Source organism: Micromonospora sp. NPDC047730 (genome assembly GCF_043204765.1).
Lineage (GTDB): Bacteria > Actinomycetota > Actinomycetes > Mycobacteriales > Micromonosporaceae > Micromonospora.
This window is the reverse complement of sequence record NZ_JBIDCU010000007.1, coordinates 239,245-253,493: the sequence shown is the minus strand read 5'-3', so window position 1 is coordinate 253,493 and position 14,249 is coordinate 239,245. Positions and strand designations below refer to the sequence as shown.

Below are 14,249 nucleotides of genomic sequence, written 5' to 3'. Positions count from 1 at the left end.
TCCGGCCGTGACGCACACCGACTGGTCAGACGTACGCGGGCGGCTCGCCCGGCTGGCCGCCCACCCCGACGGTGACAAGGTCTTCGGCGCCCACGCGCACCGGTGGACGCTGGAGCCGCCGCTGCGCGCCGAGGAGATGGCCGAGCTGGAGGGGCAACTGCGGGTCGAGCTGCCCGAGGAGTACCGCTCGTTCCTGCTCGCCGCCGGCCGGGGCGGCGCCGGGCCGACCTACGGGCTGTTCCCGCTGCGCAGGGTGGACGGCCGCTGGGCGTGGGAGGGCGACGGAGCCGACCTCACCGATCGGGACACGCTGCACCAGCCGTTCCCGCACACCGAGCCCTTCAACCCGGCCGACGGGCTGCCCGAGCCTCCCGACGAGGAGGGCTACGACACCGTCGAGGCGTTCAACGAGGCCGAGGACGCCTACTGGGAACGGCACGACAGGCTGGTCTACGCCCCCGAGCACTCGATCGGGCTGCTCTACCTGTGCCACCTCGGCTGCGCGCTGCGCGAGGCGCTGGTGGTCGGCGGCCCGGCGCGCGGCCAGATGTGGGCCGACGACACCGCCGAGGGGAGCGGATTCCGGCCGCTGCGCGACGCCGACGGCACGCCGCTGGGCTTCGCCCGCTGGTACCGGCGCTGGCTCGACGAGGCCGACGCCGCCGTCGCCTGACCGGCCGCGCGACCGCCGTCCGCTGCTGGCAGCGCAGCCGAACCGACGGCCGGCGAGGGCGGCAGAAGTGTCGGTGGGCCCGGCTACGGTGCGGGGCATGACCGCCCCCGGAGACGTGCCGCCGGAGTTCCTCGACCGGCTGCGGCCGATCTGTCGCGAGCTGCCGGAGAGCTACGAGGAGCCGGCCTGGGTGGGGGTGCGCTGGCGGATCCGCAAGCGCACCTTCGCCCACGTGCTCACCGTCGACCCCGACCACCAGATGGCGTACGCCCGGGCCGCCGCGACCGACGAGCCAACCTGCGTGCTGACGTTCCGCTCGCCCCTCGACGAGGTCCACGCGCTGGTGGCCGGCGGTCACCCGTTCTTCAAGCCGGACTGGGGCGCCGACGTGCTGGGCATGGTGCTCGACGACGGCGTCGACTGGGCCGAGGTCGGCGAGTTGCTCACCGAGAGCTACTGCCTGCTCGCCCCGAAGAAGCTGGCCGCCCGGGTCGCCGGGCCGGCCGGGCCGGCCTGAGTCCCGGCAGCACGCCGGTCACGACGACCGCCGCACCCGGCGGGCGGGTGCGGCGGCGAAGACGTTCGGCACCGACCGGCGCGTACGTCCGGCTCGGCCCGAGGTTGGCGCCCTACGCGGCCGACGCGGCCGGCCGGGGGCGCCGCGCCGACCCGGTTGCGGCCGGCCGGTCGGTGCGGTCCGGCTGCCTCGGGACGCCGGGCGACGACGGCTGCGTGGCGGAGTCGGCCCGGGCCACGCGCAGCGCGTGCTGGGCATTGTTCCAGGCCGGGCAGGGCCACGCCTGGCCCGCGCAGAGCAGGTTGCGGCAGCCGCCATCCCCGTCCGGTTCGTGGGCGTCGGCCACGTCTAGGGCGAGCTTCCACAGCAGTGGATCGGTCACCTCGTCAGGACGGTCGGCCTGGCGGTCGGACCGGTCGATGCTGGTGTCGGACACGAGTGATCCCCCCTCGGGCGCAGGTGCGACTTCCACCTTTTTCCATTTTTCGTGCCGGTGAAACCTCTACCCCCGGCACAGCGTGGCAGGTGTCGGGCGGACGCCCGGGGAGGCTCGCGCGGTCAGTTCAGGCCGAGCTGCACGATGGCAATCCGCCCGGCGGGCATCGGCAGCCGGACCACGCCGTCACCGTCGGTGGTCAGCGGGTTGCCGAGCCGGCCGAGGAGGTCCGCGCGCCGCGCCCCTCCGACGCCACAGGCGCCGACGAGCGCGGTCGTGGCGGTCGGTGTCTGCGCGACCACCCGCACCTCGGTGCGGTCGTCGCGGTCCCGGACGCTGGTCAAACACTACACCGTGCCCGTCCACCGCCGGCCCCGTGGTCGGGGCCGGCGGCGGGCCGGCCACGAAACGTCGGCACTCGCCTGTTGAATTCGGCTGGCGCCGGGCACTGCCCGCCGGGCCTCTCCCAGACGAGGCAGGCCATCGACGGCATGATCAGGCGACACGCTTGGCGAGCCCGCCCATCTTCACCGAGGTGAAGACCGCGGCGGCCAGGGCGACGTCGGAGAGCAGCATGAGGCCGATGGCGTAGGAGCCCTGCGCGCCGTACACCCAGCCCATCACCAGTGGCGGGACGAACCCGCCGAGCCCGCCGGCGGCGCCGACCAGCCCGGTGACCGCGCCGACCTGGTCGGCGGGGGCGACCCTGCCGACGAGCGCGAACACGGCACCGCTGGCCGCGCCGAGCAGCACCGCCATCCCGAGCAGCGCGACGGTTGCGACGGGCATCAGGGCGGGCTCGAAGGCCTGCACCACCGCGAAGGCGGCCACTCCACCGAAGCACCACACCAGCACCGGCACCGGGTGCAGCCGGTCGGAGAGCCAGCCGCCCAACGGCCGGGCGAGGACGGCGAGGACCACGAACCCCGCCGTGCGCAACGCGCCGTCCTCGGCGCTCAGGCCGTAGGTGGTGCGCAGGTAGGCGGGCAGGTACACGCTGAAGGCCACGAACCCGCCGAAGCCGACCGCGTACAGGAAGCACAACTGCCAGGTGACGGTCAGCCGGCCCACCGCGGTGAGGCGCCGCCAGGCCGAACCGGTCGGCCGTGCCCGGTCCGGGGCGTCCCGCAGCAGCAGGAACGACAGGACCGCGTACGCGGCGAGGATCGCGGCCACGAGCAGGAACGGAGCGCGGGCGCCGTAGGTGTCGGCGAGCCGGACGGTGGTGAAGTTGGCGATGGCGGTGCCGCCCATGCCGATGCCGAACACGCCGATCGCGAAGCCGCGCCGCGCGGGCGGGTACCAACCGGAGACCAGCGGAACGCCGACGGCGAACGCGGTCCCGCCGATGCCGAGGAAGAAGCCGGTCACGATCAGCGCCGGGTAGGACGAGACCACGCTCAGGGTCAGCACCGGCACGATCGTGGCGAGCGTGACCAGCGGGAAGACCACCCGGGCGCCGTACCGGTCGGTGAGGGCGCCGACCGGGATGCGGCCCAGCGACCCGACCACCACCGGTACGGCCACCAGCAGGGACTGTGCGGTGAAGCTGAGGTCGAGGCGTTCCTTGATGCCTGGGCTGAGGGGACCCAGCAGCGCCCACCCCCAGAAGTTGACCAGGAAGCCGAGAGTGGCCAGGGCGAGCTGGGTCGTGGCACCGGATCTGCCCCGGGTCGACGTGCCGGGGGCGCTGTGGGAAGCCGCCACGGCCGTCGGGGTGGTGTCCGTCGGCTGCCCGTCACGGGCGATGGTCATCGCTGCCCTCCGTCGGATCGTCGTGCTGCCGGTGTGCGTCGGTCGCGGGGAGTCGCGGATCCCGCCCTGCCGTTACGAGCCTTGCCTTGTCGACGGGGCCCGGGTAGGGCCGAAAGTCGCCCATCGGCGGGGATACCGCGGGCGCCGGGGAGCGGCCCCGCCATCGACGAGCCGCCGCGCCGCAGGAACTGCTGTCGTTCCGGACCCGCGTGGCGTTCAGCGACCGGAGCGGCTGCGGTCGCCACGCGGGCGGGGCAGCCGCGGTGGGCCCTCCCAACCGGGCCGGCTCGGCCGCAGCCCGGGCCGGTCGTCCCGACTGCGGTACACGACGTACGGGCGGGTGGCGTAGCCGACCGGAGCGCTGAACGCGTGCACCAGGCGGGTGAAGGGCCAGAACGCGAAGAGGGCGAACGCCGCCAGGACGTGGATCTGGAAGGCCACCGGCACGCCGGCCATGACCTCCGGGTCGGGGCTGAGGTAGAACAGGGACCGGAACCACGGGGAGATGGTCTCCCGGTAGTCGTAGCCGGGTCCCGACACGTTGGCGCGGACGGTCGCCCACAGGCCGAGCACGATCACGCCGGCGAGCACCACGTACATCGCCTTGTCGTTGCGGGTGGTGGCGGCGAAGACCGGGCCGGTGAGTCGTCGGCGGGCGATGAGGATGCCCAGCCCGACAAGGGTGCAGAAGCCGGCCACCGTGCCGACGAACACGGCCGTCAGGTGGTAGCTGTGCTCGGTGATCCCCACCGCCTCGGTCCAGGACTTGGGCACCAGCAGGCCACCGACGTGCCCGATCAGGACCATCAGGACGCCGAAGTGGAACATCGGGCTGCCCCATCGCAGGATGGTGTTCTCGTAGAGCTGCGACGAGCGGGTCGTCCAACCGAACTTGTCGTACCGGTGGCGCCAGACGAGCCCGCCGACCAGCACCGCCAGGGAGAGGTACGGGTACACGACCCACAGCAACGTGTTCATCGGCGATCCTTTCCGTTCGCGACCGCGGTGCTGGGCTGCGCTGCGTTCCTCGCACTCACCGGCGGCCCTCCGTGGTGTCGACCAGACCGAACGGCTCCAGGCCCACCTGCTCCACCGGCGGGCCGGTGCGGGCCAGCCGGGCCGCCGCGGCGAGGTCCGCCGGCCCGGCGGGCGGCAGCATCTCCCGGACGGCGGCCACCGCGTGCCGGTAGGCCGACTGCTCCCGCCCCAGCGCCTCCACCAGCAGGTCCAGACCGACCCGGTTGTCCCGCAGCAGCCGCCACCCGCCGTCGTCCACGGCGGCCAGGTCGAGCACCGCGGGCAGGAAGTCGGGCAGCTCGCCGCCGACCACCGCCAGACCCGCCCGCTTGTACGCGCCGAAGAAGCCGACCAGGGCCTCGCCGCGCTTCCGGGTGTCGCCGCAGGTGTAGTACGTCAGGTGCAGGCAGCAGCGGCGCCGGAAGTCGAACAGCTCCACGTACGCCGCCCGCAGCCGGCCCGGCTCAGTGCGTTCGCGGTGGCCGACCACCTCGCCCAGCGGCCCGGCGACCGCCGCCGGCAGTTCGTCGAGGGCGGCGCGCACCACCGGCAGCGCCGCCATGACCTCGTCGTCGGGGTAGCGCAGCAGCAGCGAGGCGGCCCGCGCCGCCACCGCCCGCCAGGTGGGCCCGCTCATCCTGCGTCGTCCTCTCCCCGGTCGCGGGGGCGGGGCGGGAAGAGCCCCTTCGGGGAGCCCTTGCCGTCCCAGTTGAGGAGGTTGACCCGGCGCGGCTCGTCGCCCGGGTCGGTGAAGCTGTCGGCGGTTTGCCGGTCCCGCAGCATGTGGAAGGTCTCCACCTGCACCGGCACGGTCGTGCCGGAGGACTCGCCGAACGGTCCCTGCCCGTACGGGCCGCCGCCGCCCATGCCCGGGCCGCCCTCGTAGTCGAGGCTGCATTCGGTGGCGACCTTCTCCAGCCGGTGCGCGTCCTCGGCGTGCGCCGCCGGGATGACGTAGCGCTGCTCGTACTTGGCGATCGCCAGCAGCCGGTACATCTCGTCCATCTGGCCACCGGTCATCCCGACCGCGGCGGCGATCGACTCGTCCGGCGCCTCGCCGAGGTTGATCCGGCGCTGGTACGCGCGCATCGCCGCGAGCCGGTTGAGCACGCCGCGCACCGGGCCCGGGTCACCGGCGCTGAACAGCTCGGCGAGGTACTCCACCGGGATGCGCAGCGCGTCGATGGCGCCGAAGAGGTTACCGGCGGCCTCGCCGTCGTGGCCGGTGTCGCGCAGCACGTCGACCACCGGCGACAGCGGGGGGATGTACCAGACCATCGGCATGGTCCGGTACTCCGGGTGCAGCGGCAGCGCCACCTCGTACTTCATGATCAGATCCCACACGGGGGAGCGCTGGGCCGCCTCGATCCAGTCGTCGGGGATGCCGGCCGCCCGGGCGGCCTCGACCACGCCCGGGTCGTGCGGATCGAGGAAGACCGAGCGCTGGGCCTCGTACAGGTCGCCCTCGTCCCGGACGGCCGCCGCCTCGGCGACCCGGTCGACGTCGTAGAGCATCAGCCCGAGGTAGCGCAGCCGACCGACGCACGTCTCGGAGCAGATGGTCGGCTGCCCGATCTCGATGCGCGGGAAGCAGAACGTGCACTTCTCGGCCTTGCCGGTCCGGTGGTTGAAGTAGACCTTCTTGTACGGGCAGCCGGTCACGCACATCCGCCACCCGCGGCACCGATCCTGGTCGACCAGGACGATGCCGTCCTCGGCCCGCTTGTAGATCGCCCCCGAGGGGCAGGATGCCGCGCAGGACGGGTTGAGGCAGTGCTCGCAGATGCGGGGCAGGAAGAACATGAAGGTCTTCTCGAACTCCTGCTTCACCTGGTCGGAGACCTTGGCCAGCACCGGGTCGCCGGCGGCGATCTCGTTGCCGCCGGCGAGCGAGTCGTCCCAGTTGGCGCTCCAGGTGATCTTCGTGTCCTGGCCGGTCAGCAGGGACTTCGGCCGGGCGACGGGTGTGTCCTCGCCCGCCGGCGCGGTGAGCAGGTGCTCGTAGTCGTACGTCCACGGCTCGTAGTAGTCCCGCATGGACGGCAACTTCGGGTTGGCGAAGATGCTGAACATCTTCTTCACCCGGCCGCCGGAACGCGGCTTGAGACGGCCGGTGCGGGTGCGGACCCAGCCGCCCTGCCACCGCTGCTGGTCCTCGTACGTACGCGGGTAGCCCTGGCCGGGCCGGGTCTCCACGTTGTTGAACCAGACGTACTCCACGCCGGACCGGTTGGTCCACGCCTGTTTGCACGTCACGGAGCAGGTGTGGCAGCCGATGCACTTGTCGAGGTTCATCACCATCGCCATCTGGGCCATCACGCGCATCAGTACTGCACCTCCTGCGAGCGGCGGCGGATCACGGTGACCTCGTCACGCTGGTTGCCGGTGGGGCCGAGGTAGTTGAACGCGAATGACAGCTGCGCGTACCCGCCGATCAGGTGGGTGGGCTTGACCAGCAGCCGGGTCAGCGAGTTGTGGATGCCGCCGCGCCGGCCGTTGACCTCGGCCTTCGGCACGTCGATCACCCGCTCCTGGGCGTGGTACATGTAGACCGTCCCCTCGGGCATCTTGTGGCTGACCACGGCCCGGCAGACCACCACGCCGTTGCGGTTGACCGCCTCGATCCACTCGTTGTCCCGTACGCCGATCTTCGCGGCGTCGGCCTCGCTCATCCACATCGTCGGCCCGCCCCGCGAGAGCGTCAGCATGATCAGGTTGTCCTGGTACTCGGAGTGGATCGACCACTTCGAGTGCGGCGTGAGATACCGGACGGTGATCTCCAGCTCGCCGTTGCGGCCCAGTCTGGGTTCGCCGAAGAGCTTGTGCATGTCCAGCGGCGGCCGGAAGATCGGCAGCGCCTCGCCGGCCTCGTGCATCCAGTCGTGGTCGAGGAAGAAGTGCTGCCGCCCGGTGAGGGTGTGCCAGGGCTTGAGCCGCTCGGTGTTGATGGTGAACGGCGAGTATCGGCGACCGCCGTGCTCGCTGCCCGACCACTCCGGGCTGGTGATCACCGGCACCGGGCGGGACTGGGTGTCGGCGAAGGTGATCTGCTTGCCCTCGTGTTCGGCGGCCAGGTCGGCCAGGCGTACGCCGGTGCGCTTCTCCACGTCGCGGAAGCCGGCGGTGGCGACCCGGCCGTTGGTGGTGCCGGAGAGGGCGAGGATCGCCTCGCAGGCGTGCACGTCCGTCGCCAGCGACGGCCGTCCGTCGGCCGCGCCGCCGCGCACCTCGCCGTTCTTGCGCCGCAGGTACGCCACCTCCGGCCGGACGTCGACCGACACGCCCTTGCCGGTGGTGCCGAGGCTGTCCATCAGCGGGCCCAGCGCGGCCAGCTTGTCGGCGACCGCCCCGTAGTCGCGCTCGACCACCAGCAGCTTCGGCATGGTCCGGCCGGGCACCGGCGTCTCGCCCTCGGCCGCCCAGTCGCGGACCCGGCCGTGCGGTGTCGCCATGGCGTCCGGGGTGTCGTGCAGCAACGGCGCCGCGACGAGATCCTTGCGTACGCCGAGCCGGGTCGCCGCCAGCTTCGAGAAGGCCTTCGCGATGCCGTGGAAGGCGGCGAAGTCGGTGCGGGTCTGCCACGGCGGGCTGATCGCCGGGGTGAACGCGTGCACGAACGGGTGCATGTCGGTGCTGCTCAGGTCGTGCTTCTCGTACCAGGTGGCGGCCGGCAGCACGATGTCGGAGAAGAGCGTCGTGGAGGTCATCCGGAAATCCAGCGACAGCAGCAGGTCGAGCTTGCCCTCTGGCGCCTCGTCCCGCCAGGTCACGTCCTTCGGCCGCAGTTCCGCCGGGGCCTCGTCGGCGCGCAGGTTGGCGTCGGTGCCGAGCAGGTGCCGCAGGAAGTACTCGTTGCCCTTGGCCGACGAGCCGAGCAGGTTGGCCCGCCACACGGTCAGCACCCGTGGCCAGTTCTCCGGCGCGTCCGGGTCGGTGCAGGCGAAGCGCACCCGTCCGTCGCCGAGTTGCTCGGCCACCCAGCCGGCCGGGTCGTCGGGCCGGGCGGCGAGGGCCTCGTCGGCCAGGTCGAGCGGGCTGCGGTCGAAGGTCGGCATCGACGGCATCCAGCCAGACCGCGCCGACTGGGCCAGCAGGTCCATGGTGTGCTTGCCGGCGAAGGCGCCCGTGCCGGTCGGCGAGGACACCACGTCGGCGGAGTACGTGTCGTAGCGCCACTGGTCGGTGTGCACGTACCAGAAGGCGGTGCCGATCATCTGCCGTGGCGGCCGGACCCAGTCCAGGCCGAACGCGAGCTGCGCCCAGCCGGTCGCCGGGCGGCACTTCTCCTGCCCGACGTAGTGCGCCCAGCCGCCGCCGTTGACGCCCTGGCAGCCGGTGAGGGTCACCAGCGCCAGGATCGCCCGGTAGGTGGCGTCGGAGTGGAACCAGTGGTTCGTGCCCGCGCCGAGCAGGATCATTGACCGGCCGCCCGAGCGCTCCGCGTTGTCGGCGAACTCCCGCGCCACCCGGGCGACCTGTGCCGCCGGCACCCCGGTGATCGGCTCCTGCCACGCCGGCGTGTACGGCGTCCCGACGTCGTCGTAGCCCGCCGGCCACTGCCCGGGCAACCCGTCGCGGGCCACGCCGTACTGGGCCAGCAGCAGGTCGAACACGCTGGTCACGATGATCTCTTCGCTCGCGCCCGCCCGCCGGATCCGCCGGGTCGGCACGCCCCGGCGCAGCACCTGCGGGGTGTCGGTGTCGAAGCGGGGCAGTTCCACCTCGACCGCGTCGCCCGCGCCGAGGCAGGTCAGCGCCGGCTCCAGGTCGCCCAGGTCGAGGTTCCACTGGCCGTCCTGTTCGCCCCACCGGTGGCCGAGGCTGCCGCGCGGCACGGCGGGGGCGTCGGTGGTCGAGTCCCACAGCACCGTCTTGAAGGCCGCCTCCTTCCCGGTCTCGCCCAGGTGCTCGGCGGTGAGGAACCTGCCCGGCCGGTACGCCCCGTCCGCGCCCGGCTCGAGGGTCACCAGGAACGGCAGGTCGGTGAACCTACGCACGTAGTCGACGAACCGGGGCGTGCGCCGGTCGACGAAGAACTCCTTGAGCACGACGTGCCCCATCGCCATCGCGAGGGCGCCGTCGGTGCCCGGTTGGGCCGGCATCCACTCGTCGGCGAACTTGACGTTGTCGGCGAAGTCGGGGCTGACCACCACGACCTTCTGGCCGCGGTAGCGTGCCTCGGCCATCCAGTGCGCGTCCGGGGTGCGGGTCACCGGGACGTTCGAGCCCCACATGACGAGGTAGGAGGCGTCCCACCAGTCCCCGGACTCGGGCACGTCGGTCTGGTCGCCGAACACCTGGGGGGAGGCCACCGGCAGGTCGGCGTACCAGTCGTAGAAGGACAGCATCGACCCGCCGAGCAGCGACACGAACCGCGCGCCGACGGCGTGCGACACCATCGACATAGCCGGGATGGGGGAGAAGCCGGCGATCCGGTCCGGGCCGTACTCGGCGATCGTGTGCACGTGGGCGGCGGCGATCATCTCCTGCGCCTCGTCCCAGGTGATGCGCACCAGGCCGCCCTTGCCGCGGGCCTTCTGGTAGCGGCGGCGGCGCGCGGGGTCGGCCTGGATGTCCGCCCAGGCGGCCACCGGGTCACCGAGGCGACCCTTGGCCTCCCGGTACATCTCCACCAACACACCCCGGGCGTACGGGTAACGCACCCGGGTGGGGGAGTAGGTGTACCAGGAGAAGGCGGCGCCCCGGGGGCAGCCGCGTGGCTCGTACTCCGGCCGGTCGGGCCCGACGCTCGGGTAGTCGGTCTGTTGCTGCTCCCAGGTGATGATGCCGTCCTTGACGTACACCTTCCAGGAGCATGAGCCGGTGCAGTTGACCCCGTGCGTGGAGCGCACCACCTTGTCGTAGGACCAGCGGTCCCGGTAGAACGCGTCCGCCTCCCGGCCGCCGATCTGGTGCAGCGTACGGCCGTCGGCGGACACCTCGGCCCGGCGCACCAGGCCGCCCACGGTCAGCAGCGCCCGTCCTGCACTCTCGGTGGCTCGCGACATACGCCTCATTCCTCCGATAGATCGCCGTGGCGGCCCACGTTGCCCGCATCTGCGCCGGGACGCAACCGCACACGGGCGTCCCGGCCATCGTGGCGATGTGCCGCGCCGCGCAACCGTGCCGAAGGTCCCGAGATCATCCGGTGTTGTCGCTGTTTCCCGATGGAGGCCGTCGGCGGGTCTCGGTTCCGTCCGTCAGGCCCCGGCGGGACAGCCGGACGTGCCACACGTCCGGTCCGATCTGCGCGGCTCGGTCAGTGGCCGGGCGGGCGGTCGCGGTTGCTGCGATCCGCGGTGCGCCGGGTGCCCGGACTGCGGCGGGCACCCTGGCGCTGTCGGCGTTCGCGCGGAGCAGCGGATATCTCAGCGCGGTGTTCGGGCGGTCATCCAAGGAGTTGAGGACCGGTCTCGACTCGGATCGGGTCTGGCAGGGGCTGGGGAGCCCTCTTTCGCCTTGGTGGGCATCCGGCAGGCTTGGGCTATCGTCTGGGCCATTTCGTCGATGCCGTGGACCTGTGCGGTTCCGTTGATGTGCACATGATGTTGTGTGGCTGGGTGGGCATGGAAGAAACTGCCGGGATGAACGACGATGCCGTGCCGACTGAGTCGGGTGCAGACCGAATGCTCGTCGGGAACCGGCAGCCAGATGTGGGGACCTTCGGTCGGTTCGAGGTTGAATCCGCGTCTGGTGAGGGCATGGCTGAATTCGGAATGCCTTCGCTTGCACTCCGCGATGAAGTCGTTCGTGTGGCGTATCGGATTCGCGTCCGTCAACTGGAACGCCAGCGCGAGTTGCAGGACGCGGCTGACCCAGCGTGATGAGTAGGTGAGTCGCAGCCACATCATGTCGATGTACTCCGGCGAGCCGCCTACCACGGCGACGCGCAGGTCGGCGCCGAAGAAGAAGTTGTAGGCCTGCATGTGCACGACACGGCTCGGAAGGCGGGTCGCCAGAGATCGCTGTGCTGACCGCATGAGGGCGGTCTGCGAAAGTTCGAAGATGGGAAATGCTTCATTCTGGAGCAGGGATGCCGCCCCGTCGATCCACGCTTCGCTGACTGTCAGTCCGGACGGCGCGTTTCCGCTGGGCTGGTAGATCATCGCGGTTGGTTTGCTGATCAGCGCAACCCGTAGTTGATCAAGATCTGGGCCGCCTGGTCGGTAGTCGATGGGGATCGTGGTGGCACCGATGGAATCCAGGATGTCGAGCACTCGTGCCTGGGTGGGTGACTCGATGATGACCCGATCGCCCGGGCGGACCACGGCGGCAAGCGCCAGTTCGATGGCGTCGATGATCCCGTGGGTGGCGAGAAAATGGTTGGTCTCGAACGGCCAGAATGGCTGGACTGCCTCCGCCAACTCGGGGGCGACCGGGTCGGCGAAGGTGTTGTGCAATGCCCGGTTGCTCAGCGCGTAGGCGAGAGCGGGCGCCAGGTCCGGAGGGGGCAGGTCATCCCTTCGTAGATTTCCCAGATCGATGGGCATCGTCGACGAGGTGCGCACCATGCTGTCGAATCGCCTGGCCCGTGGCGGCTGCGGCGGCCCGAGGACGAAGGTGCCGCCGCGGCGCCGGGTCTCGATGACGTACCGGGAGCTGAGCGTCTTCCAGGCCTGCGCCACCGACGACCGGCTCATTCCCAGTTTGGCCGCCAGATCCCGCACGGTGGGCAGCTGCGACTGGGCCGGCAGGTCGCCGGACGCGATCAGGTCGAGGATCGCCCGGGCCAGCGCGTTGGTCGTGCGCAACGTGAGCCGCGACTGGATGAGTCGCATGCATTCCTGGCCATCCAGCGGCGCTGGTGGTGTCACGGTTGGTGTCCTCCGAATAGCGATACGCGCCCGAGGGTCAACGCCGTCGACCATCAAGCGCCGCGGTCGGCGGGGTAGGCGTGCCGGGTGGTGACTGTAGCCGTCGGGCGTGGGCCGCGGGGGGCGCCGGCCCGTGGGTGCGGGGCCGACCCTCGAGGAGGCGGCCAGGATATGTCCATGGACATTGGGATGTTGACCAGAACATAAGCCGAACTTAGCTTCAACGGCGTTGACCTCGAACTTTGAGGGTCCTGGCCGCGGAGTCCAGCCACCCTGGCAACCGCCCCCCGGAGTCGAACACCAGCCACACGACGTCGCGTACCCCCATCACTTGAACCAGAGGACGTGTGCCCGTGAAAGCCTCTCGACGCCTCGTGGTCGCTGTCGCGCTCGCCGCGCTGGTCGGGCCCGCAGGTTGCACGAAGATCGACGATGACAAGTCCCAGACGCCGACCGCCGCGAGCGAGGTTACGGCCGGCGGGACGTTGACCTTGGCCGCTACCAGCGCTCCGGTGGACTGGAACCCCCTGTCCGCCGCGGGCGACACCACCGGCCAGCGCCAGCAGCAGTGGCCCTTCTATCCACATCCGTTCCTGACCAACCCCGACACCAGCGTGGTGCTCAACAAGGCGCTCCTGGAGTCCGCCGAGGTGGTTGGCACCAGCCCGATGAAGGTCGAATACAAGATCCAGCAGAAGGCCGTCTGGTCGGACGGGACCCCGATCACCGGCAAGGACTTCGAGTACACCCAGGCGGTGCAGGACCCGAAGAAGTGCGCCGGGTGCAAGGCCGCGTTCACCGAAGGCTACTCGCTGATCACCTCTGTCAATACCAGCAGCGACGGCAAGACGGTGACGATGACGTACGCGAAACCGTTCGCGATGTGGCAGGCCCTGTTCAACTACATCCTGCCGGCGCACGTGGCCGAGACCTACGGGGACCTGGCGACCTCCTTCAACGAAGGCTTCGGCAAGAACGTGCCGAAGTTCTCGGGCGGGCCGTACCTGATCAAGGACTACCAGGACGGCGTCTCGATGACCATGGTCAAGAACCCCAAGTGGTACGGGGATCCGGCGAACCTGGACACCATCACGACGCGCTACATCTCGGGCCAGGGCGCGCAGATCACGGCGCTGCAGAACGGTGAGATCGATCTGGTCTACCAGAACCCGACTCTCGACACCGTCAACCAGGTGAAGGCCATGAACGGCATGACCGTTCAGGTCGGTTCGACGCTCACCTACTTCCACCTCGGCATGAAGACCACCGGCGACGTGATGAGCGACGCGGCCCTGCGCAAGGCGATCGCCACCGCGCTCGACCTCGACGACATGCGTAAGCGCACGGTCGGCCAGTACGCGCCGGACCTGGTGACGATGAAGAGCAGCACGTACGTCCCCGGGCAGAAGGTGGGTGGCATCGACGCCTACCGCGAGAACATCGACGAACTCAACATCGGCAAGGGCGACAGCAAGGCCGCGCTCGACATCCTGGAGAAGGCGGGATATCGCGTGACCGACGGCAGGCTGATCCTCCCCGACGGGAAGCCCCTGCGCGATCTGAAGATGTTGACCCTGTCCACCGACGTGCTCCGCATGGAACTCGCGCAGATCACCCAGTCCCAACTCAAGCAACTGGGCATCACCGTGGCCATCGACGCGGCCGACGGCTCGCGCTACTCGCCGGCGCTGCGTACGGGCAGCTTCGACCTCATGGCCACCGGAACGGCGCTCGACCTGGGTGCGCTGTCCCTGCAGCAGTGGTACGGCACCGGCGCGGCCCGCTCGTTCGGCTACTCGTCCGCCGAGGCGGACCGGATCCTGGCGGCGGCCGCCACCGAACTCGATCCGCGCAAGCAGGTCGAGCTGATGAACGAACTCGACCGGACCCTGATGTCCGACGGTGTGGTGCTGCCGCTGTTCGCCAGCCCGCAGATGGCCGTCCACCCGAACAAGTTCGCCAACATCTTCATCAACCCCAGCAAGTACGGAACCACCATGAATGTCGAGCAGTGGGGTCTGCGCAAGTAGTCGCGCA

At 70.8% G+C, this 14,249-nt stretch carries 11 protein-coding genes; 3 read left to right on the top strand and 8 right to left on the bottom strand.

All coding sequences use genetic code 11. From position 1 onward, the window contains the following. Positions 1 to 7: 7 nt before the first annotated feature. Both ACGF5G_RS18815 and ACGF5G_RS18810 read left to right on the top strand, forming a co-directional pair. Positions 8 to 673 carry an SMI1/KNR4 family protein gene (locus tag ACGF5G_RS18815; RefSeq protein WP_393264248.1) on the top strand — a complete coding sequence of 222 codons (666 nt, stop codon included), beginning with the start codon at positions 8 to 10 and terminating at the stop codon, positions 671 to 673. 97 nt (positions 674 to 770) lie between these two features. Further along, positions 771 to 1,190 carry an MmcQ/YjbR family DNA-binding protein gene (locus tag ACGF5G_RS18810; protein ID WP_393264246.1) on the top strand — a complete coding sequence of 140 codons (420 nt, stop codon included), beginning with the start codon at positions 771 to 773 and terminating at the stop codon, positions 1,188 to 1,190. Between the two features lie 112 nt (positions 1,191 to 1,302). Here the strand turns inward: ACGF5G_RS18810 and ACGF5G_RS18805 are convergent, their stop codons facing one another. The 8 genes from ACGF5G_RS18805 to ACGF5G_RS18770 all read right to left on the bottom strand — a co-directional run bounded on the left by ACGF5G_RS18805 (position 1,303) and on the right by ACGF5G_RS18770 (position 12,212). Next, on the bottom strand, positions 1,303 to 1,626 hold the full coding sequence (locus ACGF5G_RS18805; RefSeq protein WP_393264243.1) for a hypothetical protein: 324 nt from the start codon (positions 1,624 to 1,626) through the stop codon (positions 1,303 to 1,305). A 122-nt stretch (positions 1,627 to 1,748) separates the two neighbouring features. Beyond that, positions 1,749 to 1,970, bottom strand: coding sequence for a hypothetical protein (locus ACGF5G_RS18800; RefSeq protein ID WP_393264242.1), 222 nt, complete (start codon positions 1,968 to 1,970; stop codon positions 1,749 to 1,751). A gap of 151 nt (positions 1,971 to 2,121) precedes the next feature. Next, entirely contained in the window at positions 2,122 to 3,381 is a 1,260-nt protein-coding gene (locus ACGF5G_RS18795; RefSeq protein WP_393264239.1) for a nitrate/nitrite transporter, read from the bottom strand. Between the two features lie 216 nt (positions 3,382 to 3,597). After that, positions 3,598 to 4,359 (bottom strand): respiratory nitrate reductase subunit gamma, encoded by a 762-nt coding sequence (gene narI, locus ACGF5G_RS18790; protein ID WP_393264237.1) that lies wholly within the window; start codon positions 4,357 to 4,359, stop codon positions 3,598 to 3,600. Between the two features lie 55 nt (positions 4,360 to 4,414). Continuing rightward, positions 4,415 to 5,035: a nitrate reductase molybdenum cofactor assembly chaperone gene (narJ, locus tag ACGF5G_RS18785; RefSeq protein ID WP_393264234.1), complete on the bottom strand. Its 621-nt coding sequence runs from the start codon at positions 5,033 to 5,035 to the stop codon at positions 4,415 to 4,417. Beyond that, positions 5,032 to 6,723, bottom strand: a complete 1,692-nt coding sequence (narH, locus tag ACGF5G_RS18780; RefSeq protein ID WP_393264232.1) for a nitrate reductase subunit beta — start codon at positions 6,721 to 6,723, stop codon at positions 5,032 to 5,034. Before narH ends, narJ begins: the two co-directional genes overlap by 4 nt. Beyond that, the gene (locus tag ACGF5G_RS18775; RefSeq protein WP_393264229.1) at positions 6,723 to 10,406 is read right to left on the bottom strand and encodes a nitrate reductase subunit alpha; all 3,684 of its coding nucleotides are present in this window, start codon (positions 10,404 to 10,406) and stop codon (positions 6,723 to 6,725) included. Before ACGF5G_RS18775 ends, narH begins: the two co-directional genes overlap by 1 nt. 360 nt (positions 10,407 to 10,766) lie before the next feature. Continuing rightward, positions 10,767 to 12,212 (bottom strand): aminotransferase class I/II-fold pyridoxal phosphate-dependent enzyme, encoded by a 1,446-nt coding sequence (locus tag ACGF5G_RS18770; protein ID WP_393264226.1) that lies wholly within the window; start codon positions 12,210 to 12,212, stop codon positions 10,767 to 10,769. Between the two features lie 512 nt (positions 12,213 to 12,724). Between ACGF5G_RS18770 and ACGF5G_RS18765 the strand changes: the two genes are divergently transcribed. After that, positions 12,725 to 14,242: an ABC transporter family substrate-binding protein gene (locus ACGF5G_RS18765; protein ID WP_393264223.1), complete on the top strand. Its 1,518-nt coding sequence runs from the start codon at positions 12,725 to 12,727 to the stop codon at positions 14,240 to 14,242. Positions 14,243 to 14,249 lie beyond the last annotated feature (7 nt).

Coding starts and splice junctions, on each gene's coding strand:
- narI (WP_393264237.1), bottom strand. CDS start 4,359: ATGAACACGTTGCTGTGGGTCGTGTACCCGTACCTCTCCCTGGCGGTG.
- ACGF5G_RS18810 (WP_393264246.1), top strand. CDS start 771: ATGACCGCCCCCGGAGACGTGCCGCCGGAGTTCCTCGACCGGCTGCGG.
- ACGF5G_RS18795 (WP_393264239.1), bottom strand. CDS start 3,381: ATGACCATCGCCCGTGACGGGCAGCCGACGGACACCACCCCGACGGCC.
- ACGF5G_RS18775 (WP_393264229.1), bottom strand. CDS start 10,406: ATGTCGCGAGCCACCGAGAGTGCAGGACGGGCGCTGCTGACCGTGGGC.
- narH (WP_393264232.1), bottom strand. CDS start 6,723: ATGCGCGTGATGGCCCAGATGGCGATGGTGATGAACCTCGACAAGTGC.
- narJ (WP_393264234.1), bottom strand. CDS start 5,035: ATGAGCGGGCCCACCTGGCGGGCGGTGGCGGCGCGGGCCGCCTCGCTG.